Source organism: Leisingera sp. ANG-S5, from assembly GCF_000813925.1.
In the GTDB taxonomy this organism is placed as follows: Bacteria; Pseudomonadota; Alphaproteobacteria; order Rhodobacterales; family Rhodobacteraceae; genus Leisingera.
On sequence record NZ_JWLH01000001.1, the window covers coordinates 25592 to 51273 of the forward strand.

General features: G+C 64.5%; 30 protein-coding genes. 18 read left to right on the forward strand and 12 right to left on the reverse strand.

Annotation, left to right across the window (positions count from 1 at the left end; all coding sequences use genetic code 11):
* Positions 1 to 346: 346 nt before the first annotated feature.
* The 3 genes from aspS to RA25_RS00140 all read left to right on the forward strand — a co-directional run bounded on the left by aspS (position 347) and on the right by RA25_RS00140 (position 5017).
* Positions 347 to 2131, forward strand: a complete 1785-nt coding sequence (aspS, locus tag RA25_RS00130; RefSeq protein ID WP_039169282.1) for an aspartate--tRNA ligase — start codon at positions 347 to 349, stop codon at positions 2129 to 2131.
* 258 nt (positions 2132 to 2389) lie between these two features.
* Positions 2390 to 3775 (forward strand): DUF1800 domain-containing protein, encoded by a 1386-nt coding sequence (locus RA25_RS00135; RefSeq protein WP_039169285.1) that lies wholly within the window; start codon positions 2390 to 2392, stop codon positions 3773 to 3775.
* Between the two features lie 15 nt (positions 3776 to 3790).
* On the forward strand, positions 3791 to 5017 hold the full coding sequence (locus tag RA25_RS00140) for a DUF1501 domain-containing protein (RefSeq protein ID WP_039169287.1): 1227 nt from the start codon (positions 3791 to 3793) through the stop codon (positions 5015 to 5017).
* Between the two features lie 259 nt (positions 5018 to 5276).
* Here the strand turns inward: RA25_RS00140 and RA25_RS22910 are convergent, their stop codons facing one another.
* Together RA25_RS22910 and RA25_RS00145 are read right to left on the reverse strand one after the other, a co-directional pair.
* A complete protein-coding gene (locus tag RA25_RS22910; RefSeq protein ID WP_019296056.1) occupies positions 5277 to 5420 on the reverse strand; it encodes a hypothetical protein in 144 nt (47 codons plus the stop codon).
* A 1-nt stretch (position 5421) separates the two neighbouring features.
* Entirely contained in the window at positions 5422 to 6141 is a 720-nt protein-coding gene (locus RA25_RS00145) for a response regulator (RefSeq protein ID WP_039169291.1), read from the reverse strand.
* Positions 6142 to 6318: 177 nt separating this feature from the next.
* On the opposite strand from RA25_RS00145, the gene mce reads away from it, so the two are divergent.
* The 3 genes from mce (at position 6319) to RA25_RS23080 (ending at position 7492) form a co-directional block, all read left to right on the forward strand.
* Positions 6319 to 6723, forward strand: a complete 405-nt coding sequence (gene mce, locus RA25_RS00150) for a methylmalonyl-CoA epimerase (RefSeq protein WP_019296058.1) — start codon at positions 6319 to 6321, stop codon at positions 6721 to 6723.
* 56 nt (positions 6724 to 6779) lie between these two features.
* Positions 6780 to 7055, forward strand: a complete 276-nt coding sequence (locus tag RA25_RS00155) for a DUF1467 family protein (RefSeq protein WP_019296059.1) — start codon at positions 6780 to 6782, stop codon at positions 7053 to 7055.
* A gap of 272 nt (positions 7056 to 7327) precedes the next feature.
* The gene (locus RA25_RS23080; RefSeq protein WP_206539678.1) at positions 7328 to 7492 is read left to right on the forward strand and encodes a hypothetical protein; all 165 of its coding nucleotides are present in this window, start codon (positions 7328 to 7330) and stop codon (positions 7490 to 7492) included.
* Positions 7493 to 7742: 250 nt separating this feature from the next.
* On the opposite strand, the gene RA25_RS00160 is transcribed toward RA25_RS23080, so the two are convergent.
* Both RA25_RS00160 and RA25_RS00165 read right to left on the reverse strand, forming a co-directional pair.
* On the reverse strand, positions 7743 to 8432 hold the full coding sequence (locus tag RA25_RS00160) for an EI24 domain-containing protein (protein ID WP_039151469.1): 690 nt from the start codon (positions 8430 to 8432) through the stop codon (positions 7743 to 7745).
* Complete coding sequence (locus RA25_RS00165; RefSeq protein ID WP_039169292.1) at positions 8429 to 9007, reverse strand: nitroreductase family protein; 579 nt, start codon at positions 9005 to 9007, stop codon at positions 8429 to 8431. Before RA25_RS00165 ends, RA25_RS00160 begins: the two co-directional genes overlap by 4 nt.
* 197 nt (positions 9008 to 9204) lie before the next feature.
* Between RA25_RS00165 and RA25_RS00170 the strand changes: the two genes are divergently transcribed.
* Positions 9205 to 9486, forward strand: coding sequence for a DUF167 domain-containing protein (locus RA25_RS00170; protein ID WP_039169294.1), 282 nt, complete (start codon positions 9205 to 9207; stop codon positions 9484 to 9486).
* Positions 9487 to 9503: 17 nt separating this feature from the next.
* Here the strand turns inward: RA25_RS00170 and RA25_RS00175 are convergent, their stop codons facing one another.
* Positions 9504 to 9740, reverse strand: a complete 237-nt coding sequence (locus tag RA25_RS00175; RefSeq protein WP_019296063.1) for a hypothetical protein — start codon at positions 9738 to 9740, stop codon at positions 9504 to 9506.
* Between the two features lie 149 nt (positions 9741 to 9889).
* Here RA25_RS00175 and RA25_RS00180 point away from each other — a divergent pair, with 149 nt between their 5' ends.
* The 5 genes from RA25_RS00180 to RA25_RS00200 all read left to right on the forward strand — a co-directional run bounded on the left by RA25_RS00180 (position 9890) and on the right by RA25_RS00200 (position 11903).
* Complete coding sequence (locus tag RA25_RS00180) at positions 9890 to 10603, forward strand: M48 family metalloprotease (protein ID WP_019296064.1); 714 nt, start codon at positions 9890 to 9892, stop codon at positions 10601 to 10603.
* 2 nt (positions 10604 to 10605) lie between these two features.
* Entirely contained in the window at positions 10606 to 10998 is a 393-nt protein-coding gene (locus tag RA25_RS00185; RefSeq protein ID WP_193747951.1) for a YigZ family protein, read from the forward strand.
* Between the two features lie 88 nt (positions 10999 to 11086).
* Complete coding sequence (locus RA25_RS00190; protein ID WP_039169297.1) at positions 11087 to 11350, forward strand: DUF6455 family protein; 264 nt, start codon at positions 11087 to 11089, stop codon at positions 11348 to 11350.
* A gap of 14 nt (positions 11351 to 11364) precedes the next feature.
* Positions 11365 to 11625 carry a DUF6455 family protein gene (locus RA25_RS00195; protein ID WP_039169302.1) on the forward strand — a complete coding sequence of 87 codons (261 nt, stop codon included), beginning with the start codon at positions 11365 to 11367 and terminating at the stop codon, positions 11623 to 11625.
* Positions 11622 to 11903 (forward strand): DUF6455 family protein, encoded by a 282-nt coding sequence (locus RA25_RS00200; protein ID WP_039151458.1) that lies wholly within the window; start codon positions 11622 to 11624, stop codon positions 11901 to 11903. The genes RA25_RS00195 and RA25_RS00200 overlap by 4 nt, the downstream gene beginning before the upstream one ends.
* Before the next feature lie 2 nt (positions 11904 to 11905).
* Here the strand turns inward: RA25_RS00200 and RA25_RS00205 are convergent, their stop codons facing one another.
* Positions 11906 to 12148 (reverse strand): CDGSH iron-sulfur domain-containing protein, encoded by a 243-nt coding sequence (locus RA25_RS00205; protein ID WP_039169305.1) that lies wholly within the window; start codon positions 12146 to 12148, stop codon positions 11906 to 11908.
* Positions 12149 to 12347: 199 nt separating this feature from the next.
* Here RA25_RS00205 and RA25_RS00210 point away from each other — a divergent pair, with 199 nt between their 5' ends.
* Positions 12348 to 12947, forward strand: coding sequence for a hypothetical protein (locus RA25_RS00210; protein ID WP_039169308.1), 600 nt, complete (start codon positions 12348 to 12350; stop codon positions 12945 to 12947).
* Here the strand turns inward: RA25_RS00210 and rimO are convergent.
* Positions 12944 to 14362, reverse strand: coding sequence for a 30S ribosomal protein S12 methylthiotransferase RimO (gene rimO, locus RA25_RS00215; protein ID WP_039169311.1), 1419 nt, complete (start codon positions 14360 to 14362; stop codon positions 12944 to 12946). The two genes, RA25_RS00210 and rimO, sit on opposite strands and share 4 nt — an antisense overlap.
* A gap of 242 nt (positions 14363 to 14604) precedes the next feature.
* Here rimO and RA25_RS00220 point away from each other — a divergent pair, with 242 nt between their 5' ends.
* Positions 14605 to 16521, forward strand: coding sequence for an AsmA family protein (locus RA25_RS00220; protein WP_039151439.1), 1917 nt, complete (start codon positions 14605 to 14607; stop codon positions 16519 to 16521).
* A 213-nt stretch (positions 16522 to 16734) separates the two neighbouring features.
* On the opposite strand, the gene RA25_RS00225 is transcribed toward RA25_RS00220, so the two are convergent.
* The 4 genes from RA25_RS00225 to RA25_RS00240 are packed head-to-tail and all read right to left on the reverse strand — an operon-like array spanning position 16735 to position 21396.
* Positions 16735 to 18231 carry a phosphomannomutase/phosphoglucomutase gene (locus tag RA25_RS00225; RefSeq protein ID WP_039169315.1) on the reverse strand — a complete coding sequence of 499 codons (1497 nt, stop codon included), beginning with the start codon at positions 18229 to 18231 and terminating at the stop codon, positions 16735 to 16737.
* A gap of 20 nt (positions 18232 to 18251) precedes the next feature.
* The gene (gene kdsA, locus RA25_RS00230) at positions 18252 to 19085 is read right to left on the reverse strand and encodes a 3-deoxy-8-phosphooctulonate synthase (protein ID WP_039169317.1); all 834 of its coding nucleotides are present in this window, start codon (positions 19083 to 19085) and stop codon (positions 18252 to 18254) included.
* Positions 19086 to 19100: 15 nt separating this feature from the next.
* Complete coding sequence (locus tag RA25_RS00235) at positions 19101 to 20759, reverse strand: capsule biosynthesis protein (protein WP_039169320.1); 1659 nt, start codon at positions 20757 to 20759, stop codon at positions 19101 to 19103.
* Positions 20737 to 21396 carry an ABC transporter ATP-binding protein gene (locus tag RA25_RS00240; protein ID WP_019296077.1) on the reverse strand — a complete coding sequence of 220 codons (660 nt, stop codon included), beginning with the start codon at positions 21394 to 21396 and terminating at the stop codon, positions 20737 to 20739. The genes RA25_RS00235 and RA25_RS00240 overlap by 23 nt, the downstream gene beginning before the upstream one ends.
* A gap of 241 nt (positions 21397 to 21637) precedes the next feature.
* Between RA25_RS00240 and RA25_RS00245 the strand changes: the two genes are divergently transcribed.
* The 3 genes from RA25_RS00245 to RA25_RS00255 all read left to right on the forward strand — a co-directional run bounded on the left by RA25_RS00245 (position 21638) and on the right by RA25_RS00255 (position 23561).
* Positions 21638 to 22255 carry a uracil-DNA glycosylase family protein gene (locus RA25_RS00245; RefSeq protein WP_446720358.1) on the forward strand — a complete coding sequence of 206 codons (618 nt, stop codon included), beginning with the start codon at positions 21638 to 21640 and terminating at the stop codon, positions 22253 to 22255.
* Positions 22252 to 23055, forward strand: coding sequence for an SseB family protein (locus RA25_RS00250; protein ID WP_039169323.1), 804 nt, complete (start codon positions 22252 to 22254; stop codon positions 23053 to 23055). Before RA25_RS00245 ends, RA25_RS00250 begins: the two co-directional genes overlap by 4 nt.
* A 92-nt stretch (positions 23056 to 23147) precedes the next feature.
* Entirely contained in the window at positions 23148 to 23561 is a 414-nt protein-coding gene (locus tag RA25_RS00255) for an ester cyclase (protein WP_039169326.1), read from the forward strand.
* Positions 23562 to 23630: 69 nt separating this feature from the next.
* Here RA25_RS00255 and yghU read toward each other — a convergent pair whose 3' ends face one another.
* A complete protein-coding gene (yghU, locus tag RA25_RS00260) occupies positions 23631 to 24506 on the reverse strand; it encodes a glutathione-dependent disulfide-bond oxidoreductase (protein WP_039169327.1) in 876 nt (291 codons plus the stop codon).
* A 273-nt stretch (positions 24507 to 24779) separates the two neighbouring features.
* On the opposite strand from yghU, the gene RA25_RS00265 reads away from it, so the two are divergent.
* Positions 24780 to 25298 carry a YHS domain-containing (seleno)protein gene (locus tag RA25_RS00265; RefSeq protein WP_039151496.1) on the forward strand — a complete coding sequence of 173 codons (519 nt, stop codon included), beginning with the start codon at positions 24780 to 24782 and terminating at the stop codon, positions 25296 to 25298.
* Positions 25299 to 25682: the final 384 nt, after the last annotated feature.

Consider the following 25682-nt stretch of genomic DNA (forward strand, 5'->3'; position numbering starts at 1 on the left):
CAGTGCTCCCGCGCACAACCGGCCCCCTGGCTGGCGCCAGCGGGCCGTTGACCTTGGGCCCGGCAGCGCACCTGACGGTGCGCTGCACGCCGCACCGCAGGCGCGGCGCCTGGCCCAACGCTGAAGGTCCCGTCGCGGCAGCGGCGGGGCTGGGGGGGGCGGGAGATCCCCGATAGCGTCCGGAACCGCCGATTTCAGGTGTTCGTCCGCGCCGAAATGCCCCTGTTTGCTTGACAAGCGCGCTGCAACCTTGTGTACCACCCCGGACGAATTTAAGCGCCCGAATGCGCATTTCCCGAATGACGGTCCCCAAGGACCCGCGACCCGCATAACGAAAGGCCGAGCCATGCACGCCTACCGCAGCCACACCTGCGCCGAACTGAACAAATCCAACGTCGGTGAAACCGTCCGCCTGTCCGGCTGGGTTCACCGCGTCCGCGACCACGGCGGGTTGCTGTTCATCGACCTGCGCGACCACTACGGCGTGACCCAGGTGATGGCCGACCCGGACAGCCCGGTGTTTTCCGAGATCGAGAAGGTGCGCAGCGAATGGTGCATCCGGATCGACGGCAATGTCATGGCCCGCGACGAGAGCCTGGTGAACCCGAAAATCTCCACCGGTGAGATCGAAGTCTTCATCCGCGACATCGAAATCCTGGGCAAATCCGAGGAACTGCCGCTGATGGTCTTCGGCGAGCAGGAATACCCGGAGGAAACCCGCCTGCGCTACCGCTACCTGGATCTGCGCCGCGAGAAGATGCAGAAGAACATGGTGCTGCGCGCCAATATGATCCAGTCGATCCGCAAGCGCATGTGGGACATCGGCTTCAACGAATACCAGACCCCGATCATCACCGCGTCCAGCCCCGAGGGCGCGCGCGACTTCCTGGTGCCGTCGCGCCTGCATCCGGGCAAGTTCTATGCGCTGCCGCAGGCGCCGCAGCAGTTTAAGCAGCTGATGATGGTCTCGGGCTTTGACAAGTATTTCCAGATCGCGCCGTGCTTCCGCGACGAGGACCCGCGCGCCGACCGCTCGCCCGCGGACTTCTACCAGCTCGACATGGAAATGTCCTTTGTCACCCAGCAGGACGTCTTTGACACCATCGCGCCGGTGATGGCGGGCGTGTTCGAGGAATTCGGGCAGGGCCGCAAGGTGGACGCCGCCGCCGACTGGCCGCAGATCTCCTACAAGGATGCTGCCAAATGGTACGGCACCGACAAGCCGGACCTGCGCAACCCGATCAAGATGCAGGACTGCTCCGAGCATTTCCGCGGGTCTGGTTTTGCGATCTTCGCAAACCTGCTGGAAAACGAAGGCACCGAAATCCGCGCCATCCCGGCGCCGACCGGCGGCTCCCGCAAGTTCTGCGACCGGATGAATAAGTTCGCCCAGGGCGAAGGCCTGCCGGGCATGGGCTATATCTTCTGGCGCGACCAGGGCGAGGGGATCGAGGCCGCAGGCCCGCTGGCCAAGAACATCGGCCCCGAGCGCACCGAGGCGATCCGCCAGCAGTTGGGCCTGGGCGTGGGCGACGCGGCCTTCTTCCTGGGCGGCAAGCCGAAAGCGTTTGAAGGCGTCGCAGGCAAGGCCCGCACCGTGATCGGCGAGGAACTGGGCCTGATCGACAAGGACCGCTTTGCCTTTGCCTGGATCGTCGACTTCCCGATCTACGAGAAGGACGAGGAAACCGGCAAGATCGATTTCGAGCACAACCCGTTCTCGATGCCGCAGGGCGGCATGGACGCGCTGCTGAGCGATCCGCTGGCCGTGAAGGGTTACCAGTACGATCTCGCCTGCAACGGTTATGAGCTGGTGTCCGGCGCGATCCGGAACCACAAGCCGGAGATCATGTTCAAGGCCTTCGAAATTGCCGGTTACGGCGAAGACGAGGTGAAGAAGCGCTTTGGCGGTATGGTCAACGCCTTCCAGTACGGCGCCCCGCCGCACGGCGGCTGCGCGGCCGGCATCGACCGCATGGTGATGCTGCTGGCCGATGAGGCCAACATCCGCGAGGTCATCATGTTCCCGATGAACCAGCGCGCCGAGGACCTGATGATGTCGGCACCGTCGGAGCCGCTGAGCGAGCAGCTGATGGAGCTGGGGCTGCGGGTGATCCCGCAGGATCAGTAACTGCCGCGAGGATTTTGTTGAGGCCCGGGTATTTGCCCGGGCCTTTTCCTTTGCCGCCGGGGCGCAGCCGGAATTCTGCGAAAATTCCGGCCAGCAACACAGGTGTTTTCCTGGCCGTTTTCCGCGCCGGAAATCGGTTTTCCGATAAGTTGTATGGCAAACCGCGGAAACTTGCGTATCACTTGAAATTCACCTGTGGGCGGGGACGGTGATGCTCTAACCTGCAGGTGTACTGACAGTCCGGGGGCAAGCAGGGCCATGCAATTCGACGGAGATTTGGCTGAAATCCGTTTTGGTGCAGGGCTGTCGCCGCTGCTGCCGCCGCCGGCGTCGGCCGCAGACATGCTGGAGCGGCTGCAGGAAACAGATGTCATTGCACAGCGGTTTCCGGTGAGCAGGTTTGAAGACGTCGCTGCCGGTGTCCAGGAATACCGCCAGCTGCGGCGTGCGCGCAAAGAGCAGCAGGATGCAGCCGGGGCCGAGGCGGCTCAGCAAGCGTTCAAAAGCTACCGCCGGGCCCAGAACCGCCTGCGCTTCGAATGGCATGGCCAGCGGCTGCTGCGCATGGTCCATTCCAGGGATGGATTTCGGGAGAGACTGGCCCTGTTCTGGGCCGACCATTTCACCGCGCAGGGCAAGACCGGCGCCTGGCGGCATCTGGCTGCTCCTTATGCCGAGAGTGTGATCCGTCCTCATGTGGTGGGCCGGTTCGAGGACATGCTGATTGCCGCGGCAACCAGCCCGCTGATGCTGCAATACTTGGATCAGAGCCGCTCCTCCGGCCCCGGCAGCCGCGCAGCAGCGCGGCGCAAGCGGCTGAACGGGCTGAACGAAAACCTGGCCCGCGAGGTGCTGGAACTGCACACACTGGGGGTGGACGGGCCCTACAGCCAGGCAGATGTGCGGCAGCTTGCGGAACTGTTCACGGGGCTGAGCATCTCGAAGGAGGCAAGCTTCGTGTTCCGGCCGGGTATGACCGAGCCGGGGTCCGAAACGGTTCTTGGGGAAACCTATGGCGGCGGCAAACCAAAGCTGGAACAGGTGCTGGAGGTCTTGCGCGACCTAGCGCGCCATCCCGCCACCGCGCGCCATCTCGCGCGGAAACTGGCGGTGCATTTTGTGTCTGACACGCCGGAGACGGCGCTGGTTGATCATATGGCTGCCCGCTACCTGGAATCGGACGGGGCGTTGCTGGCGGTTTACGAGGCGCTGCTGGAGCATCCGCAGGCCTGGGCGCCTGAACTGAAAAACGTGAAACCGCCGTTTGATTTTGTTGCCTCTGCCTGCCGGGCACTGGCCGTGCCAGCAGCCCGAATTGAGACATTCAAGCCCGGGCAGAAGAACCGCCTGCTGCTCGCGCCGCTGACGCCGATGGGGCAGCGATGGGAGTTTTCCAGCGGCCCGGACGGCTGGCCGGAGGCAGACACCGCCTGGATCACCCCGCAGGCGCTGGCCGCCCGGCTGCGCTGGACGATGGCAGCGCCGCGGCGGCTGCTGCAAGAGCTGCCGGATCCGCGGGACTTTGCGCAGAACGCCTTGGGCGGATACGCCAATGAGAGAGTCCGCTTTGCTGCCCGAGCGGCGGAAACCCAAGCCGAGGGGATCGGCCTGATCCTCTCTTCTCCCGCATTCCAGCGCCGCTGACAGGAGGATTTCCAGATGCAGATGACCCGACGTTCGCTTCTGGCCTGTTCCGCCGCCCTGGGCTGCTCGCTGGCGGCCAGCCCGCTGCTGACCCCGGTCACCTTTGCCGCTGCGCCCTGGGACACACGGCTGGTGGTGGTCATCCTGCGCGGCGGCATGGATGCGCTGGATGTGGTGCAGCCCTATGGCGACCCGGACTACGCCGGGCTGCGGCAGAGCCTGGCGGGCGGCCCGGCGGCGGGGGCTGCGGACCTGGACGGGTTCTACGCCTTGCACCCGGCGCTGGCACAGCTGCTGCCGCTGTGGCGGGCGGGCCAGCTGGGCTTTGTGCAGGCGGTTTCCACCCCCTACCGCGACCGGCGCAGCCATTTTGACGGCCAGGACCTGCTGGAGGCCGGCACCGCCGGGCCGGGCGAAGCGGAGGGCGGCTGGCTGAACCGGCTGTTGCAGCAGTTGCCGGGGGTGGAGGCGCGCACCGCCTTTGCCATCGGTCAGGAGCGGATGCTGTTGATGGAAGGCGGCGCGCCGGTCTCGCAATGGGCGCCGGGGGCCGGATTGGCGATGAGCCCGCAGGCGGAGCGGCTGGCCGGCCTCTTGATGGAGGAGGACCCGTTGTTCCATGCGGCCCTGAACGAGGCGCTGGAGCTGACCCGTCAGGATCTTTCACTGGACTTGGGTCAGGAGGATGGCAGCGGCGATGAGGGCGAGGATATGATGATGTCCATGATGACCGCGCCGAAGGGCAAGGCGCATCAGGAAGTTGCCGCCTATGCAGCGCAGCAGCTGCGCGGCGAGACCCGGATTGCGGCGTTCTCGATCAACGGCTGGGATACCCATCAGCGGCAGGCCAATGGCTTGAAAAATGCGCTAGGGCGGCTGTCTGAGGCCATTCTGACCCTGCAAAGCGGCTTGGGGCCGCAAGCCTGGGGGAAGACGGCGGTTGTGGCTGTCAGCGAGTTCGGACGCACCGTGCGGGAAAACGGCACCGGCGGCACCGACCATGGCACCGGCGGCGCGATGCTGCTGGCTGGCGGTGCCATCCGCGGCGGCCGGGTGCTGGGGCGCTGGCCGGGATTGGCGGAGACGGATCTCTATGACCGCCGCGACCTGATGCCGACCGCGGATGTGCGCGGCCAGCTGGCCTGGCTGCTGCACGGGCTGACAGGTGCTGGCAGGAGCGGTTTGCAGGCCAATGTTTTCCCCGGTCTGGACATGGGCGCAGACCCGGGCCTGCTGCTGTAGCAGTTAAAGTTCCTGACAGGGGGTGGTGCTCCCGCCGGTCCGGGCCCAAGGCCGCCAAGCGGCCCGGCGCAAGCCGGGAGGCTGCGGGCGCGGGAAAACTGCGGATGCGAGTGATTTGGGGGAGCGCGGGAGTTGGGCCGGCGGTTACGGCGCCGCGGAGTGGCGGGTGCAGGCAGAAACCGGTGACAGATGTGCAGGCCGCGGGGCGTTTCCCGGCGGCTGCCGGAAAGAGCTGGACCTGCGGAGCGCCCGCTGGCGCCTAGCGCTTGCCGGTCTGCAGGATCAGGGTGCGGTCATGGGCCTTGCTGCTGCGGTTGCGGCGGATGGCGCGGGCCTCCAGCCGGACCTGGCCGTAAAGGACGATGATCAGCGTGGCGAGGGCGATAAGGCAGGCTTCGGCCATGTCAGATCGCCGCGCGGCGCTGCAGCCGCTCCTGCACCAGGCCGGCCAGCGTGGCGGCGTCCTGTGACAGCGGCTTACCCTTCTGCCGTGACCGCGCCAAGCGGTCGGCGGCATCAGCCAGCGGCCTGTCGCCGGCACTGCGGGCAACGCCGCCCACGAACTGCGCCAGATAGGCCAGGGTCTTTTCCTCCTGCCCCATGTTCAGCACGTCGGCGGCATGGGCCATGTCATCGCGGAAGGCGATCAGGTCCGGTTGCACCGTTTCGTCGTCCAGCAGGCGCGGGCCGGAAGGCTGGCGGTCTGCGGGCATGCTGGACAGCACCGCCTGCTGGAAGGCCGCCAGCGAGGTGATCGGCTTTTCCAGGAAACCTGCAGCGCCGGCCTCAATCGCGGCCTCTGCCAGGCTGGGGTCGCCGGAGGTGGCAAGGATCACGCTGGGGCGCGGGCTGGCATCCGCCAGTTCGCGGATCAGGTCGAGGCCGGAGCCGTCCGGCAGCCCAACATCGGCGATCAGCACCGACGGGCGGTAGACCTGCAGATGGCGGCGGGCGGATTTCAGGCAATCGGCGCGCCGGATCCGTGCGCCGCTGCGCAGGCACAGTAGGCGCAGCGCCTCACAAGCAAAGCGGCTGTCCTCGACCACCAGGATGGTCAGCCCCAGAAGCGGGCGCCGGGTGGTGGGCAGGCGCTGGGCGGCAGCAAACAGTTCCGAATCGTCCATAACGTATCCTCCTTGCGGGATATGTTCTGACGCTAGGGATTCGAGGCTAATTACTCGTTAACGCAGCGCGCGCCGGTGCCCGCAGGCCTCTGCCGTGCGGATTGGCGCACTTGCCGCGGCGCAGCAAAGCCCCCATAACCGCAGCGGAGGAATGTTTGTGAGAGGAGCACAACAGAGATGATCGGCCGCTTGAACCATGTTGCCATTGCTGTCCCCGACCTGGAGGCCGCCTCGGCGCAATACCGCAACGCGCTGGGCGCCAAGGTGGGCGACCCGCAGGATGAGCCGGATCACGGCGTCACCGTGGTGTTCATCGAACTGCCCAACACCAAGATCGAGCTGTTGTATCCGCTGGGAGAGAACTCCCCCATCAACGGCTTTCTGGAAAAGAACCCGGCCGGCGGCATCCACCATGTCTGTTACGAGGTCGAGGATATCCTGGCGGCCCGCGACCACCTGCAGGCCGAAGGCGCGCGGGTGCTGGGCTCTGGCGAGCCGAAGATCGGCGCCCATGGCAAGCCGGTTCTGTTCCTGCATCCCAAGGATTTCAACGGCTGCCTGGTGGAACTCGAAGAAGTTTGACGCTATGAGCACCCTGTCCCGGCTGCGGGGCAGGGCAATTCCGGGAGATCAGGGAAATGGGCATTACATCCGCAATCGTGCTTTATGCGGTGATCTGGTTCATGACCTTCCTGGTGATCATCCCAATCCGGCTGGAGACCCAGGGCGACAAGGGTGAAGTGGTGCCCGGCACCCATGCAGGCGCCCCGGAAAAGCACTTCCTGAAGCAGAAGGCCTGGATCACCACCGGCGTCGCCGCAGTGCTGTGGGCTGTCATCTGCGCGATCATCATCTCCGGCGTGATCTCTGTGCATGATTTCGACTGGATGGGGATGATGCCGGAACAGCAGTGATCTGCGCCAGCACCTGATAAAAGGCAAGACAGCAGACCCTCCCAACCAGTCCGGGAGGCATTGATATGCCTCAGGACCGGTTGGGCATGGCGCCGCGCTGGCTCGCGGCGCGGTTGCGGCCAGCCCGGCGGGCTGGAGCGGGCCGGGGTGCCAGTACCAGGTGAGAAGACTTAGCAGTGTCCGCAAGCCGTGTTGATCAGTTAATCGGGGCTATGTTGCTACTGCTCACATTTGGTGTGAAAAATACTCGGGAATGCAAAGCCGGGGGTTCCATGGAGATCGTATTGGGCGCGCTGATGGATTACATCCATCAGAAAATGAAAAGGCAGCGAATTCTGAAGTTCTCTCTTCTGGCGCTAATCTTTTTTGCGGGATGCGGTTTCGCTTACATTGGCCGGGCAGCACGTTGCGTCCCTGAGGTTGATCCGATTTATTAGCAGAAACCTTTGATGTGCCTCGGCAAATGAAGCGCCATCAATGCGCTCCGGGAGCCGTTGAATCAGCCAGCAAGATTTGCGGACACAACAAAAGCTTTTCTGCTGAGAAGCGCTTGAGGGGCGGGGCTGCCCCTCAAGGCGCTATCGCAAGTGTATTGCGGCCTCTACCGCGTCAAGGCTGAACCGCGCGTGCCGCGCGGCGGCTGGCGCCGGCCTTGACCCGGCGCAGGCCGGAGAGGGCGGCGCTGGCCTAGCGGCGGGCCAGCGCGTGGTAGATGTGGGTGAAGGTGGCAGCGCCCAGGATCGGGATCACCAGGTTCACCAGCGGCACCGACAGCGGCACCGCCATCAGAGTCCCGGCAGCCCAGATGGTGGTGGAATGGCGGCGGCGCAGCTTCTTGGCCTCAGCAGTGCCGACCCGGCGGGCGGCGGCGAGGGTGAAATATTCCCGGCCCAGCAGGAAGCCATTGAGGCCCCAGAAGATGAACAGCGCCGCGGGCGGGAACATCACATAGAGGAACAGCGCAAGGATGTTGGCCGCGATCAGCAGGCCAAGGAAATTCACCGTGTCCTTGACCGCGTCCCAGAACGGCACCTTGGCCGCCGGGGGCAGGGCCGGGTAGTGCTTGTCCTCCACCGCCTGGGCGACTTCCTCCAGGAACATCGAGGTGATGGCGGAGGCCACCGGCACCATCAGGAAGACCGACAAGAACAGCATGAAAAACAGCGAGCCGAACGACAGGAGGTCGTCGAGCCAGGTGACTTCGCCCAGGACCGGCAGCGTGGCCTCAGGGCCGACAAGCCATTGGATCAGCATCAGGAAGCCCGCGTAGGCCGCGATCAGCAGGGCAATGGTCAGCCCCAGCCCCAGGAACAGCACCTTGCGGAAGCGCGGGTCGCCGGTCTGGCCGAGGGTCTTGAAAAAGGCGGTGAAGATCATGCGCTCATCCAGGTTGTGATGGCCTCAAGGTCCGGGCGCGGGCGCTCCGGCGGGGCGGAGCTTTCGGTGGCGATGTGGATGATGCCGGCGATGCGCTCGTTCTCTGCGAGGCCAAAGGCGGCTTCGCAGAAGCCCCTGTCATGGCTGGCCCAGCCGGTCAGCCAGTTGGCACCCCAGCCGGCAGCCAGCGCCGCATTCAGCAGCGCCAGGCAAACGGCGCCGGCGGAGTAGGTCTGCTCGATGGCTGGGATCTTGGGGCTGTCCTTTTGCACCTCGATCACTACCACGGCCAGCTGGCCTTGGTCGAACTGGCTGCGGCCCTTGGCGGTATCCTCCGGGCTTTTGCCAAGGCGCTGGCCGCATTCCTCTGTCAGCTCCGCTAGCCGCGCCATCGCGGGCTGCTCTACCACGGCAAAGCGCCAGGGCTCCAGCTTGCCATGATCGGGGGAGCGTGCGGCGGCGGTCAGGATCGGCAGCAGCTCTTCGCGCGAAGGTGCTGGCGCTACCAGCGTCTTGGCCGGGCGGGAGCGGCGCGACAGCAGAAAATCAAGGGCTGCGTCATTGCGTGCAGGCATATGTGAAACCTTTTTACATCTGTTGCTGCCTATCTCGGCAGCTGGGGGTGTTTTTTCAAGAGCCAACGGGCCTTGCGAACCATCTGTGCCGGAAATGCAGCAGGCGGCGGGGCTTGGGTTTCGCTGTGTGGGTGATAGCTGCGGGAGGGCGGCAAAGTCTATGGCTTTTGCCGCCGGCACAGGGCATGTGTTGCTGCATGGGGAAGCCAAGAAAGAAAGACCTGCCGGATCTGAGCCATATGTGCGTTACGGGTGCAGAGATAGCATTGCGCGCGACGCCCAAGGCGGCGCGCAATGCCATCGTGGAGGCAGAGGGCGCACTGAAGGTCTCTGTCACCGCGGCGCCGGAAAACGGCAAGGCAACCGAAGCCATCCGCAGCCTGCTGGCCGCGGCGATGGGCACCGCGGCGTCGAACCTGGAATTGCGCCGCGGGGCAACTTCCCGGGACAAGGTGTTCGTCTACACCGGGCCAGGCTGAGGATCAGGGCCTGAGCGCTAGTCTTCGCCCACTAGCCGGTAGACGCCTTCAGGCAGGTCCAGAGCGGCGGCCAGGTCCCGCACCATCAGGTGCGAGAGGGTGATTTTCTGCACGCTGTCGGTGCGCGGGTCGTATTGCTCGACCGTCACGCATTCGGCAAAGGAATTGATGGTTACATCCTCGTTGAGCGGAGTGTTGTTCTCGTCAACAAGGGTGATGACCGTCGAGTCGAATTCATGTTCGATGGTAAACATGCCCCCAGCCTGCACTGCGCGCGACCTGCTGGCAAGGCCTTGCAATTGCTGGCGATCATTCCAATGTAACGGCGAACTTCCGCCGCCGGGCAATTGCCATCCCCGGGGCTTGCGCGATAATGTGCGGACGACTGTCAAAAGGATGTGCCATGCGCCGTTTTCTGTGTTTGATTGCCCTGACTGCCAGCGCCTGCAACATGGTGGTGGAACCGGGTCCCCAACCTGTCGGGACCGCGCCGCAGCAGCCGGTGCAGGGGCTGGCGCCGGGTGAGGCCAGCAGTGCCTTTGCCGCTGTCACCCGCCGGGTGGAGCCGGTGGCAGAACGCGAATGCCGCAGCCGCACTCAGGGCTTGAACTGCGATTTCCTGATCCGCATCGACCCGAATCCGAACGCCGCCCCCAACGCCTACCAGAGCCTCGACCGCAACGGCCGCCCTGTGATCACCTTCACCCGGCGGATGCTGGGGCAGATTGCCAATCATGACGAGCTGGCCTTTGTGATGTCGCATGAGGCAGCCCACCACATCCGCGGCCACCTGGCGCGGCAGGCGCAGAACTCTGCGCTGGTCAGCGTCGGCGCCGGGCTGATCACCGCGCTGGCGGGGGGCGGGTCTGCCAGCGTGTCAACCGCGCAGGATATCGGCGGCTTTGTCGGCGCCCGCACCTATTCCAAGGATTTTGAGCTGGAGGCGGATGAGCTGGGCACCATCATCACCCACAAGTCCGGCTACCGGCCCAGCGTCGGCGTGCGCTTCTTCAACCGCTTGCCGGATCCGGGCGACCGGTTCCTCGGCACCCACCCGGCCAACCCGGACCGGGTGCGGGTGGTGCAGGCGACAATCGACCGCAACAACCTGAACTGACCGTGGCTGCCAGGGACACCTCCGCCCCCGCGCTGGAAAAGCTCGGCGTGGTGCTGACGGACCGCGGCTCAAAATACGCGGTCACTGGCGCGCGCGTGACCTCGCGCGAGGAGGTGGATGCGGTGCTGGCGGAGCTGAAGTCGGAGCGCGCCTACGCCAAGGCGACCCACAACACCTGGGCGGCAATGCTGCCCACCGGCGGGCTCAAGGCCGACGACGGCGAAAGCGGCGCAGGCATGGTGATTCTGCGGATGATGGAGCGGGAAGGCATCACCGATCACGTCATCATTGTCACCCGCTGGTATGGCGGCAAGAAACTGGGCGGCGACCGCTTCCGACGGGTTCAGGATGCAGTGCGCGCCTATCTGGACCACCGGGGCGGGAGCGCCGCCTGAAATTTCCCGCCGGTTGACCTGAGTCAAATCCATACCCGCCGCCTGCGGCTAAGCTGCCCCGGCAATGCATGATTACGGGGTATGCGCGATGACCGCCGAAGCTGACCTGAAAACCCACGCCGAACTGTTCGACCGGATGGCCTGCGCCGTCGGGCTGGACCTGGAGGAAGAGGCCGTGGCCGGCACCCTGCGTTTTGACGAGATTGCCGAGGCCGTGCTGCGCTGCACCCGCTGCGGCGGCGTCGGCGCCTGCCGCAAATGGCTGGCAGAGGGCCAGCGCCCGGGTGCTGATGCCCCGGATTTCTGCCGCAACCGCGATCTGCTCGGCTATCTGAACGAGAGCCACGCGTAACAGGAGCTGATGCCATGCAGCCGCTGGGCGATCCCCTTTACCATCTGCGCCTGATGGCCCGGATGGGCCAGGCCACGGGCGTTGACCTGTCCGCCGCCTTTGCCTCAGGCGTCATCAGCCACGAGGACTGGGCGGCAATGATCACCCGCTGCCGCGGCTGCGATGCGCCCGCGCAGTGCGAGGCCTTTCTGGATGCCAATACCCGCGCCGGTGCGCCGATGCCCGGCTGCCGCAATGCGGACCAGCTGATGCAGCTGAAGGGCCGCGGCGCATGAAAGACATGGCAGCGGAGGCAGAGGGCCTCGGCAATATCTTCCGCCACCTGTGGCTGCTGCGCGCCGTGTCAGAGGCCGCAGGAGTCGATCTGGACGCGGCGGTGAAAGCTGGCCGCCTCAGCGGGCTGGACTATGCCCGCATGGTCACCAGCTGCCGCAGCGCCGGCTGCAGCAAGTCCTGTGCCCTGTGGCTGTCCGCCCGCCGCGATGACGCTCCCGCAGTGCCGGAGTTCTGCCCCAGCGCCGGTGTCTTCAAGCGGCTGATGCCCGGGTCCTGACCCTAAAGCTTGGAGTGGCTGCCGTCGCAGAGCGGCTTCTTGCCCGAGTGCTTGCAGCCGCAGAAGAACAGTTTGCCGTCCTTCTCTGCCTTATACTTAACCGGCTCGAAATCCGTGCCCTTGTGCGAGCCATCGCAGAACGGCTGCCGCGAGGACTTGCCGCAGGCGCACCAGAAATAGGTCTTTCCCTCTGTCACCTCGACGGGGAAGGGGGCTTTCTGGGCGATTTCCGGAGTGTCTGACATGGCTGGGCGTTCTCCCTGGCTGGTTGCGGTTTTGGGAGAGCGTAGCAGGGAATTGGCGTGAGGGGAGGGAAAACCCAAAGCCCGCGCGTTGCGCGGGCTTTGAGTCAGGTGTCGAAAGAATTACATGTTAGGGTTGAGCGCTTTGGCGGCGGCACCTAAGTTAACATACTCTTTCGCAAAACCTCTTGGGAACTTTAACATGAAGGAAAAATACGTTGTCAGTGGCGAGAACACAGTCGCAGCCCATGTGTGGGCTGCAAATGCTGCTTGGAATCTTGTTAAGAAAGTGGGGGAAGCAGATCAAAGTGACGAGCGTGGTGGTTTGACGTATTTGTGCATGTCCGCATTGGTCCTAACGGCCTTTGCGAACGAAGCAAATCTTAACGTAGTTGGGAGCCACGTGTTTGGAGGAGGATGGCCAGATAGTGCGAAGGCTACTGAGAAATTAGAGCTTCTAAAGAAGCACTTTTCTCTTAACAGAAAGGACTTTGAAGATGCCTGCTCTGCCGCAAAAGGGTTGATAAAGATGAGAAATCAAATGGCTCACCCAAAGTTGCAGAACCCGAAGCCATTTCGAAAGGAGTTTGACGGGCGGCCATCTGAGAAGCAGCTATCAGAATTGCAGCGCCCTCCATTCTTGGCCTCGTTCACAGTTGCTGAGGTCAACAGGCAGTACGCGGCTATGGAGCTAATTTTTAAGACACTTCTAGGAGCGGCAGACTTGGATGTGAACCACTATAGCCCGAGCGGTAGCTTAACGATTTCCAAATTGTCCGAAGAGGATAAGACCTTTAGTTAGTTTCCGACACATCCCCACAAGTCATACTCCCCGGCCTCGTCCACAACGACCGTCACCAGATCGCCCGCCTGCAACCCGTCCGTACCCTCGTCGATGAACAGGTTGCCGTCGATCTCCGGCGCATCGGCCTTGGTGCGGCAGGTGGCGATGCCGTCTTCGTCAATGTCGTCGACGATCACTTGCATCGTTTGGCCAACCTTGGCCGCCAGCTTGGCTTCGGAGATCGCCTGGGCCTTCTCCATGAAGCGTTCCCAGCGCTCCTGCTTCACCTCTTCCGGCACGTGGTCCGGCAGGTCGTTGGAACGCGCGCCATCGACATTTTCGTATTTAAAACAACCCACTCTATCCAGCTGCGCCTCGTCCATCCAGTCGAGCAGGTGCTGGAACTCCGCCTCTGTCTCACCCGGGAAGCCGACGATGAAGGTGGAGCGCAGGGTGATATCGGGGCAGGTCGCGCGCCAGGCGTTGATCTCGTCCAGCGTCTTGGCGGCGGCGGCGGGCCGGGCCATGCGGCGCAGCACGTCCGGGTGGGCGTGCTGGAAGGGGATGTCCAGGTACGGCAGCAGCGCGTTGTCCGGGTCCGCCATCAGCGGGATCAGCTCACGCACATGCGGGTAGGGGTAGACATAGTGCAGCCGCACCCACAGGTCCTCTGCCGGGGCCAGCTTGCCCAGCTCTCGGGACAGGTCGAGGATATGGCTGCGCACCTCCTCCCCCTTCCAGAGGTGGCTTGAGTACTTGCGGTCCAGCCCGTAGGCAGAGGTGTCCTGCGAAATCACCAGGAGTTCGCGCACCCCGGCCTCAACCAGTTTCTCCGCCTCGCGCAGCACCGCGTGCACCGGGCGCGAGGCCAGTTTGCCGCGCATGTCCGGGATGATGCAGAACTTGCACTTGTGGTTGCAACCTTCTGAAATCTTGAGATAACTGAAGTGCCGCGGGGTGAGTTTCACACCGGCTGCGGGCAGCAGGTCCACGTATGGGTTCGGGCTAGGCGGCACCGCGGAATGCACCGCGTCCAGCACCTGTTCATACTGGTGCGGGCCGGTGACCGCGTGGATGCGCGGGTGATGCTCGCGGATATAGTCCGGCTCGGCGCCGAGGCAGCCGGTCACGATCACCTTGCCGTTTTCCTTCAGCGCTTCGCCGATCGCCTCCAGGCTTTCCGCCTTGGCGCTGTCGAGGAAGCCGCAGGTGTTGACGATCACCGCGTCGGCGCCGGCGTAATCGGGTGAGATGCCGTAGCCCTCGGCGCGCAGCCGGGTCAGGATGCGCTCGCTGTCCACCAGCGCCTTGGGGCAGCCGAGCGACACCATGCCGAGGGTCGGCTGGCCGTCACGGGGCGCCTCGCGGAACTGCGGTTCCGGGGCAAGGTCAGGGCGGAGGCTGGGCGGGTTGCTGGACGGGGTACTGGTCATGCGCGCGCATATATCAGGAATGCGGCAGGAGGCAAGGAAAACGGGGGATGCCGGCCGTGCACCGCCTGTACACCCCTTGTGCACCGGGGAGGTGCATTTTCGCAGGTTGCTGGAGATTTCTGGTCTGAACACGCAAAGCTTTGATGCCGTGCGGGGGCTTCGTGCATTGCACCCGCACGCCCACGCGGTAAGCTGCGCAAAACCCATTGGGGAACATGGGGCAAGGCAAGAGGAGCGGGCCAATGAAGCTGATATTCCGGGTGGTGACGGCGCTGGTGCTGACGGTGGTGCTGCTGGCGGCGCTGGTGCTCTTGCTGCCGGGCGAGAAGATCGCGCGGCTGGCAGCGGATCAGCTGGAGACACAGACCGGGCGCAAGCTGGATTTTGGCGGCAAGGTGCGCTTCACCTTCTGGCCCACGCTGGGCGTCAAGGCCGATGCGGTGACGCTCTCCAATGCGGATTGGGCCGGGCCGGAGCCGCTGCTGCGGGCGGAGCGGCTGACCATCGGGGTTTCCGCCGCCGAGCTGATCCAGGGCGATGTGCGGGTCACCGAGGTCTCTGCCATCCTGCCGCATCTCAATCTGGCAACCAATGCCGAGGGTGTTGGCAACTGGGTGATGGGCGGCAGCGGCGCGGCGGCGGGCGGCTCGGGCACTGCAAGCGGTGGTGCGCTGCCGTTGCGGATCGAGGCGGTGGAGCTGACCGGGGCCTCGCTGCGCTATGCGGCCCACGGCGAAGCGCCGGTGGAGATGAAGAACATCGACCTCAGCCTGTTGTGGCCGGACCCGGCGGGCACCGTGAACGCCAAGGCCACCCTGCGCCCGGCGGGGGAACCGGTGGAGGTGGACGCGGAGATCGGCACCTTTGCAGCCTTCCTGGCGGGGGAGGTTTCGTCGGTTGGCGCAACCATCACGGCACCGGGCGGCAAGGGGCGGTTTGACGGCCACGCCGGCATCAATGGCGAGGCCAGCGGGCGGCTGACGTTTGGGGCAGAGGATGCGCTGAAGACCGGCGTGGCGCTGGGGGTGTTCCTGCCGGATGCGCTGGCGCAGAAGGCGGTGTTTGGCGCCGATGTGACCTATACTGCCGACGGGCGGCTGTCGATGCGGGACCTGGCGCTGGAGCTGGGCGCCAACCGGCTGACCGGTGCCGCGGATGTGGAATTCAGGGACCGCCCCAATATAACCGCGCAGCTGCGGGGCGGGGCGCTGGATTTCACGGCCTTTGCGGGCAGCGCTGGCGGCGCGGGCAGCGGCACCTCCGGCAGCAGCGGCTGGCCGGAGGACGTGATTGACGCCTCGGCGCTGGGGCTGGCGGATGCGGTGGTGGACCTGACGTTTGACAGCCTGCGCACTGGCGGGGTGAACCTTGGGGCCAGCAAACTGAACCTGACGGTGGAGCGCAGCCGCGCGGTGCTGAAATTTCTGCCGGCGGCGATGTTCGGCGGCCAGGTGCAGGGGCAGCTGGTGGCCAACAACCGAAACGGCCTGTCGGTGGCGGGCAAGATGACCTTCACCGGTATCCGGCTGGAACGCGCGCTGGGTGAAACCGCGGGCTATGACCGGCTGAATGGCGAGGCGCTTGGCGAACTGGAATTCCTCGGCTCCGGCAACTCGGTGGCGGCCATCATGCGCTCGCTGAGCGGCAAGGGCTGGCTGGAGGCGGGCAAGGGCTTCTTCACCGGGTTCGACCTTGAGCAGCTGATGCGCTCAGGCGGCAATGGCGGCAGCACCGTGTTCGACCAGCTGACCGCCAGCTACACCATCGAAGGCGGCAACCTGCGCAACGAAGACTTGCTGGTGCTGCTCAAGGGGTTCCGGGCCGAGGGCAAGGGCCGGATCGGGCTGGGGGCGCGCGACATCGACTACTTGTTCACACCGCAGCTGGTGCGGGCGGGCCGCGATCAGGTGCTGACCATTCCGGTGCGCATCCGCGGCAGCTGGGACAATCCGGACATCCGCCCGGATTTCAGCCAGGCGCTGCAGCCGAAGATCGAAGAGATCGAGCAGGAAGCCAAAGACCGGGTGCGCCAGAAACTGGCTGAGGAGCTGGACCTGGAAACCGAAATCGCGCCCGAGCAGGACCTGAACGATGTGCTGAAACAGCGGATCGAACAGGAAGCCCGCGACCAGCTGCTGCGCCTGCTTGGCGGCGATTGACCCATTGGGCCTGCGGCCGGGTCAAGGAAGGCCGCGCGGCCTCCGGGCGCAGCCCGGCGCGTCCTTGACGCGGTTGCAGGCGTCGTAAACTGGGGAACGCGCACCTAAGGGCAGACCTGCCCTTAGGTCGCTTCTCAGCCAAAAGAAAAGCGCCCGCCGTAGGCGGGCGCGGATCGCCTGCGAAGCAGGCGAAATCCCTCATGTGAACCGGGATCAGATGGTCTGGTCGTAGTCGCCCACCAGCGGTTCAGTGCGGATCACCGCGTCGATATCGGCAAAGATCGCCCGCATTTCTGCCTCGCTTTCGGAACTTTCGCAGACCACCACCAGGTTCGGGGTGTTGGAGGACGCCCGCACCAGCCCCCAAGAGCCATTGTCCAGGATCACCCGGGCGCCGTTCACGGTGACAACTTCCTTGATCGCGCGGCCTGCGAATTGCTCGCCAGCCTCATGCTTGGCGACCAGCTTCTGCACCAGCCGCTCCAGCACGGCGTATTTCTCGGTGTCGGCGCAATAGGGCGACATGGTCGGGGTGGACCAGGTCTTGGGCAGCGCCTTGCGCAGATCGGACATCGACATATCCGGGTTGCGGTCCAGCATCTTGCAGACCTCAACCGCCACCCGCATGCCGCAGTCGTAGCCGCGGCCAACGGGCTCAGCCAGGAAGTAGTGGCCGGATTTTTCAAAACCTGCCAGGGCGCCGATTTCCTTCACCCGCCGCTTCATGTGGCTGTGGCCGGTCTTCCAGTAGTCCGCCGTCACACCGTTCTTCTGCAGTTCCGGGTCGGATGCAAACAGGCCGGTAGATTTCACATCCGCCACAAAGGTGGAGTTCGGATAGATCTTGCTGAGGTCGCGGGCCATGATCACGCCAACCTTGTCGGCAAAGATCTCCTCGCCCTCGTCATCAACCACGCCGCAGCGGTCGCCGTCGCCGTCAAAGCCAAGCGCCAGATCGGCGCCGGAAGCCTTCACGGATGCCGACATGTCGTGCAGCATCTCCATGGCCTCGGGGTTGGGGTTGTAATGCGGGAAGGTGTAGTCCAGCTCGTTGTGGCTCTCGACCACCTCGACGCCGATGCGTTTGAACAGCTCCGGCGCAAAGGCCGAGGCGGTGCCGTTGCCGGTGGCGCAGACCACCTTGAGCGGGCGGGACATTTTGAAACCGCCTGCCAGGTCGTCCAGGTAAGCTTCCTTGACGCCCTCCACGAACTCATAGGAGCCGCCGGGGGCAGGCTGGCCTTCGCCGTTCAGCACGATGTCGCGCAGTTCGCCCATCTCGTCGGGGCCATGGGTCAGCGGGCGGTCAAAGCCCATCTTGACGCCGGTCCAGCCGTTGGGGTTGTGGCTGGCGGTGACCATGGCAACCGCGGGCACATCCAGGTGGAACTGGGCGAAATAGGCCATCGGCGACAGTGCCGGACCGATGTCCTTGACCTGAATGCCGGCCTGCATCAGGCCCAGGATCAGCGCGTTTTTGATCGCCAGCGAATAGTCGCGGTAGTCGTTGCCGACCGCGATCACCGGGTCGATCCCGCGCTTGCGCATCTGGGTGCCGAGGCCCAGGCCCAGGGCGGTCATGCCGGGCAGGTTGATCTCTTCCGGGGATTTCCAGCGCGCATCATATTCGCGGAAGCCCGTCGGCTTGATCATCGCGTCGCGCAGAAAGCTCCAGGTGTTCGGGGTCACCTCGGACAGCGGTTTGGTCATGTTGAAAATCTCTTTTTAGGTCAAATACGGATCGGGTCGGCCTTGGCCAGCGCGTCAAAGCGCATCAGGCTTTCGATCAGCTGCGGCATCTGGTCGAGGTAGATCATGTTCGGCCCGTCGGACGGTGCATTGTCCGGGTCCTGATGGGTCTCGATGAAGACCGAGGCGATGCCCAGCGAGACCGCTGCGCGGGCCATCAGCGGGGCAAACTCGCGTTGGCCGCCGGTGGAGCCGCCCTTGCCGCCGGGCTGCTGCACCGAATGGGTGGCGTCCATCACCACCGGATAGCCGCCCTGTGCCATCTGCGGCAGCGAGCGCATGTCGGCCACGAGTGTGTTGTAGCCAAAGGAAGTGCCGCGCTCGGTCAGCAGGATGTTGGTGTTCCCGGTGCTTTCGACTTTGGCGACCACATTGGCCATGTCCCAGGGCGCCAGGAACTGGCCTTTCTTGATGTTCACCGCCTTGCCGGTGTTGCCCGCAGCCAGCAGCATGTCGGTCTGGCGGCACAGGAAGGCCGGGATCTGGAGGATGTCGACGGCCTCAGCCGCCACAGCGCATTGTTCCTCGGTGTGGACATCGGTCAGCACCGGCACGCCGAATTCGCGGCGGATGGTGTCCAGCACCTTCAGTCCCTCGTCAATGCCAAGGCCGCGCTTGCCCGACAGCGAGGTGCGGTTGGCCTTGTCGTAGGAGGCTTTGAACACGAACTGGGCGCCTGCCTTGTCGCAGGCTTCCTTGAGCTGCCCGGCAATCATCCGGGCGTGGTCTTCGGTTTCCAGCTGGCAGGGACCGGCGATGAAGGTCAGCGGACGGTCATTGCCAACGGTGAGGCCGGCGATATCGATGTTTTTCATGGGTACCCGATGGCTTTACGATGAGACCTGCTCCCGCAGGATGGACGCGGTGAGCGAACACATCAGGTAAATACCGGAAAAGATCAGGAATGCCAAAACGGTATTCTCGAACTTGCGCGGATAGGAGGGCTCGTCGCTGGCAACCGGCTCCACCGCGGTGGTCAGGTAGCGGACCTGGCGGTTGGCCTCCAGCCGGGTGGTTTCCACTTGCTGCAAGGCCGATTGCAGCATCAGGTCGCGGGTGGCGAGGTCGGCCTGCGCCATCTGGATCTGGATGCGCAGGTTGGCAAGCGAGTTTTCGCCGGCCGAGGCATCGACCATCCGGTTGTTGAGGCTGGAAATGACCGCCTCCAGCCGCCGGATGTCGGCCTCCGCGCCGCTGACCTTGGCCCGGTTGGGGCGGGCGTTGTCCTGAAGCGCGGCCAGCTCCAGCCGTTTTTCCTCCAGCTGGATCTCAAAGGTGCTGATCTGGGTGCGCAGCGAGGCCACTACGCCCTCGGGATCGAGGACGGCGCCCTGCTGCTGCAGCACCACCAGCCGTTCCTGCGCAGCGCGGCGCTGGGCCTCGGCGTCAAGCAGGGCCTGCTCCGCTTCGGACATCTGGTCGGCGCGCTTCTGCTGCGAGAGGTTGTTTACCTTCTCCTGCGCATAGGAAATCAGCTTGCGCGAAAACTCCGCCGCCACTTCGGGGTCCGCGGCAGAGACCTCCATCCGCACCACGCCCTCGGTCGGGTCATAGCCGATCTTCACATTGCGGTTGTAGGTGGCATAAGCCTCCTCGTTGGTCGGATCGCTCTCCAGCCGCTGGATCGGGTCCAGCCATTCCTGGGTGAAATGCGCCTTGAACCCGACCTCGTCGTCGAGCCGCAGCATCGCCTCCTTCGACATCAGGTAGCTTTGCACCGCGATTGAATCCTGGCTGGTGGCAAACTGGGTGCCGCTGAGCAGCCCGCCGACGCCGCCGGCCGCGCTGTCGGCCTTCAGCACCAGGAATTCGGATTTGGAGGAGAACATCGGTGTGGCCACCGAATAGAAGTAATAGCCCGCGGCCAGGGTCGGCAGCATCACGAAGAACGCCAGCCGCGCCGCCAGCAGCGACAGTTTGCGGCGGCGGCGGCGGGCAATGTCGCGCTGGATGTCCTGGATTTCACGGGCGCGCCGCTCTGCCGGGCTCAGCTCTGTTGAGGGCAGGTTGGTTTTGCCGGCCGGAACCGTTTGCGGCAGCTGGACCGAGCCGGGGGCGGGCGGGGTGCCTGCAGGCTGCGCCTTGTTCTGGGGCACCACCAGCTCCAGCATGTTGGCGCGTTTGAATGGGTCGATGCCGCGCTCGCGCAGCATCCGCACCGCTTCGAAATCCGAGGTGGCGGGCAGGTTGTGCTTCTGCGCCATCCGCCGTGCCAGGCGCAGCTGGCGGCCGGTGAGACCCTCCTGGCGGATCGCGTCGATATCGGTTTCCATCCTGGTTTCGCGGGGCGAGCTGACCATGCCGGACATCGGCGCGCCGCCATCCCCGGCGCCAGCCGTTGCAGCCCCCGAAGGCGCTGCCGCCGGGGCTGCCGGCTGCGCAGCGGCGGCAGCGCGCGGCTGCTCCGGCGCTTGCGGCTGGGCCTCGGCGCCGGCAACAGAGGCGCTGCGGCGGATGCGGAACTTCTTAGCTCTCGGTTTCGTAGTCATAGAGCTGTTTCGCTTCTTCCAGAGTGTCAAACATGTGCAGCTGCCCCTGCAAGAGGACGGCAGCTGAACGGGCAAATTTTTCCAGTGTCTTGGCCTGGTGCGAGACGATGATGATCGTGGTGGTCTGCAGCCGTTCCTGCAGGATCTCGCCGGCCTTGCGGTTGAATTCCACATCGGTGGTGGAGGGCATGCCCTCGTCGATCAGGTAGATGTCGAAGTCCAGCGCCAGCATCAGCGAGAAACTGAACCGCGCCCGCATACCTGAGGAATAGGTGCCCACCGGCTGGTCGAAATATTCCTTGAGCCCGCAGAGCCAGCGGCAGTAGGCCTCCACATAATCCGGATCGAGGCCGTAAAGCTTGGCAATGTAGCGGCAGTTCTCCATCGCCGACAGGCGGCTGATGACGCCGCCCATGAACCCGAGCGGGAAGGACACCTTGCAGTTGCGGCGGATCTCGCCCTCGTCGGGTTTTTCGAGGCCTGCCATCATGTTGATCAGGGTGGTCTTGCCGGTGCCGTTCGGGGCCAGCACGCCCAGCGATTTGCCGGGCTCGATGCGGAACGACACGCGGTCAAGGATCACCTTGCGCTGGGTTCCTGTCCAAAAGGACTTGCTGACGTTTTCAAACTCAAGCATCGCTTGTTCCGGTACTGCCCTTGCGGCCCAGTGGCGGGCTCTGTTGTGCCTCATTGCCCAGGCGCTTACAGCGCGCCCATGGCCCTTTCTTATCAAAAGAGTGTTAATGGCCTACGGGGTGAATTTGGCCTTATTATGTCGAATTGTGACATAAATCATCAACCAAGTCTTAACCAATTTGCCGCCTGTCCTGACCGCAGGTGCCGGAAATTGCAGGCAGAACAGACTTACGGGGCGCAAGATGGCTGTTTCCAAAGCTGAAACAATGAAGGCCAGCCAGCGGCTGAAGGCGCAGATTCGCAACTGCCGGATCTGCGCGGACCGCTTTGCAGCGACCGCCACCGCGCATGCGCCGCGCCCTGTGGTGTGGTTCCGCCCTGCAGCGCGCATCCTGATTGCAGGCCAGGCGCCGGGGGTGCGGGTGCACGAAAGCGGCCGGCCCTTTACCGATCCTTCCGGCGACCGGCTGCGGGCCTGGCTGGGGCTGAGCGAGGCGGAGTTTTACAACAAGGACCGCGTCGCGGTGGTGCCGATGGGGTTCTGCTTTCCCGGCTACAACGACAAGAAAGCTGACCTGCCGCCGCCTGCGGTCTGCGGCAAAACCTGGCATCATCAGGTGATGGACCACTTGCCGGAGGTGCAGCTGAAGGTGCTGGTGGGCGCCCATGCGCAGCGTTATCACCTGGGGCTGAAGGGGCCGGTGACGGATGTTGTCCGCGGCTGGCGGGATCATGCGCCGCAGGTCTTCCCCTTGCCGCATCCGTCCTGGCGTAATACCGGATGGCTGAAGAAAAACCCCTGGTTCGAGGCGGAGCTGCTGCCGGTTTTGCAGGCCCGGGTGAAGGAGCTGATGCGATGACAGATGAAACCCCGCTGGATCTGGCCCACGCCGCGATGGAGGCTGCGCCCGAGGATGATGCCGCCCGGCTGCGGTTCTATGAACGGCTGGCGGATGCGGAGCTGTTCCTGATGCTGGAGGAAGAAGCCGCGGGGGGGCAGATCTCGCCAGCGCTGTTCGAGACGCCGGACGGCGCCTTCGTTCTGGTGTTCGACCGGGAGGAGCGGCTGGCGCAATTTGCCGGCCAGGCGGTGCCTTACGCGGCGCTGTCGGGCCGGGTGGTGGCACAGATGCTGGCGGGGCAGGGGGTTGGCCAGGGAATTGGACTGGGGCTGAACCTGGAGGTGGCGCCCTCCGCCTTCCTGATCCCGGCAGAGGCGATCAACTGGCTGCACCAGACCCTGGGCCATGCACCGCAGGAGGTCGAGGCCGGCGTCACCGAATTCACCGCTCCCAAGGGCCTGCCGGAGGCGCTGCTGACGGCGCTGGGCGCCAAGCTTGCCACCGCGGGCGGGCTGGCGGCGGCGGCCTATCTGGCCGGTGTGCGCTATGCTGGCGGCGGGCAGGGGCATCTGTTGGGCTTCGTCGGTGCCAAGGAGGCCGCGCAGGCCTCGCTTGCCAAGGCCGCCAGCGAAGCGCTGACCTTCTCCGGCATTGAGGCCGGTGCGATGGATGTGGGCTTCTTCGCGGCCGAGGACCCGGTGGCGGCCAGCCTGGCCCGCGTCGGCCTGCGTTTTGACCTGCCGCAGCCTAAGGCGCCGCAGGAATTGAAACCGGTGAAACCCGGCAGCGACCCGGAAAAGCCGCCGCGGCTCAAATAGGCATTTCTCGCCCACCGCCGTTTTCGCCTTATCTGCTGCTGCAAGGGCAGGGCTGCGGCCCGTGCCCGGCAACCCAGCAGGGAGGGGAAACGATGTCCATCAAACAAACCGCACATGATTTCTGCGAGGCCTGTGACGCGGGCAAAGGATGGGAAGTTTGCCAGGAATGGTGCACGCCGGACGCCACCTTCTCGGTCCAGGCGGACGCGCTGGCGGAGATCAAGACGCTTGCGGAATATACCGAATGGGCCAAGGGTCTGCTGACACCGATGCCGGATGCCCATGCGGAGTTCAAATCCCTCACGGTGGATGAGGACGCCAGCCGCGCGATCTTGTTTGCGGTGTTCCATGGCACCCATACGGTGGACGCCGGAAACGGCGCGCCGACGGGCAAGACGGTCGCTTCGGACTATGTCTACGTGCTGGACTTTGACGGCGGCAAAATCCGCCACATGACCAAGGTCTGGAACGATGTGCATGCCCTGACGCAGGTGGGCTGGATGTAGCCGGAAAAAAAGCGCCCGCGGCGAGGCGGGCGCTTGGCAATCCTTGAACCTGAGCCTTGAAGGCGGGGGTTATTCTGCCGGTTCCAGCTTATCCTGGGTGCGGGTCTCGAAATCGCTGGCGTTGTGGCGTTCATGCAGCTGCGTTTCCGGATCTCCGGAGGTGCGGTTCACCATGCGGCCGCGCTGCACCGCCGGGCGAGCGTCGATGGCCTTGGCCCAGCGGACCACGTTGGTGTAGCTCGCCGCATCCAGAAACTCTGCCGCATCGCCATAGTTGCGACCCAGTACCAGCTGGCCGTACCAGGGCCAGATGGCGATATCGGCGATGGTGTATTCGTCACCCGCAATGAAGTCCCGCTCTGCCAGCTGCCGGTCCAGCACATCCAGCTGACGTTTGGTTTCCATGGTGAAACGGTCGATCGGATACTGGAATTTTTCCGGCGCATAGGCATAGAAATGGCCAAAGCCGCCGCCCAGGTAGGGCGCGCTGCCCATCTGCCAGAACAGCCAGTTCAGGGTCTCGGCACGGGCCGCGCCCGCCTTGGGCAGGAACGCCCCGAACTTCTCCGCCAGATGCAGCAGGATCGAGCCGCTTTCGAACACCCGCACTGGCTCCGCGCCGCTGCGGTCCAGCAGGGCCGGGATCTTGGAGTTCGGGTTCACATCGACAAAACCAGAGCTGAACTGGTCGCCGTCGCCGATCTTGATCAGCCAGGCGTCATACTCTGCATCTGTGTGGCCCGCGGCCAGCAGCTCCTCGAACATCACGGTGACCTTCACCCCGTTCGGGGTCGCCAGCGAATAGAGCTGGAAGGGGTGCTTGCCGGCGGGCAGCGTCTTGTCGTGGGTCGCGCCTGCAATCGGGCGGTTGATCGAGGCAAATTCGCCGCCGTTCGCCTGTTCCCATTTCCAGACTTTCGGCGGGGTGTAGGGGGTGTCGCTCATCTGTCGGCCTTGCTCTCAATTGTTTCCTGTTGCGTCTCAATCGCACGCGCTGCGGCGACCGGCTCAGCCAGAGATAAGGGGTGTTCCGGAAATTCCAATGACTGGAAGGTCTGCACGCGGAAATTTTACAATGTGCTCACATCCTCTCGTTCCCGGACACAGAGCCGTGAGCCCCCCTTCGCATTTGCTGCCGGGGCGGTAATGTCAGTGCCAAGGCCGGTGCGTTGGACCGGTGCCCGAATTGAAGCGATCACCGATGAAAGGGATGATTTCATGAAGCGTCTTGTTTTTGCTGCTGCGGCAGCGCTCTCCTTTGCCCTGCCGGCCTTTGCCGGGGAGCAGTATGTCGATGGCACCGGCTATGCGGTGTCCGGCTACGACGTGGTGGCCTACCGCAGCCTTGAGATGAACCCGGTCGGCACCCCGCAGACCGCCCCGGTGCGCGGCAGCACCGAGTTCACCGCCGAGTATAACGGTGCCACCTGGGCCTTCGCTTCGGCAGAGAACCGCGACATGTTCTCCGCCAACCCGGCCTATTATGCGCCGCAGTATGACGGCCACTGCGCCTATGGCGTCTCCAAGGGCGGCAAGGTACCGGCCAACCCGAACCTCTGGCGCATCGTCGACGACAAGCTCTATCTGAACATCACCGACGTGGTGGTTGGCTTCTGGGAAGAGGACATCCCCGGCAACATCAACCTGGCCGAAGGCAACTGGCCGGGCATTGAGGGTAAGGCGGCCTCGGACAGCGTGATCCCGAAGTTCACATCTGAGGGCCCGGTCGCGAACTGATTAGCGTTTGCAGGCAAGGCGAGGGCTTTGCCTGCATGCTCCATTCAAGGCTGCTATTGGGCCAAGGCCCAGCGATCGGCGGCTCTGAGCCCGCATCGCCAAATGCTGCACTGGGCAGTTAGCGGCAAGGAAACGCGTAAAGCCGCCATTGGCCGAAGCATGTTCGGAGCCAAGCTGCCGTTGGTCCCGCCTATGGCCGCCGCAGTGCAGCTTGGTCAAACCTTCCGGTCAGGTGCAACACAGCATCCTCAGAGAGCCGGGACCCGGGCTGCAGGACATTAGTGAACATTCGGCACAATTCTATGTACTGTCTGGCACCAATGATTTGGGCAAATCGGCCGGAACCACCAGGAAAATACCATCTTGGAACATCGTTAGCCCGGA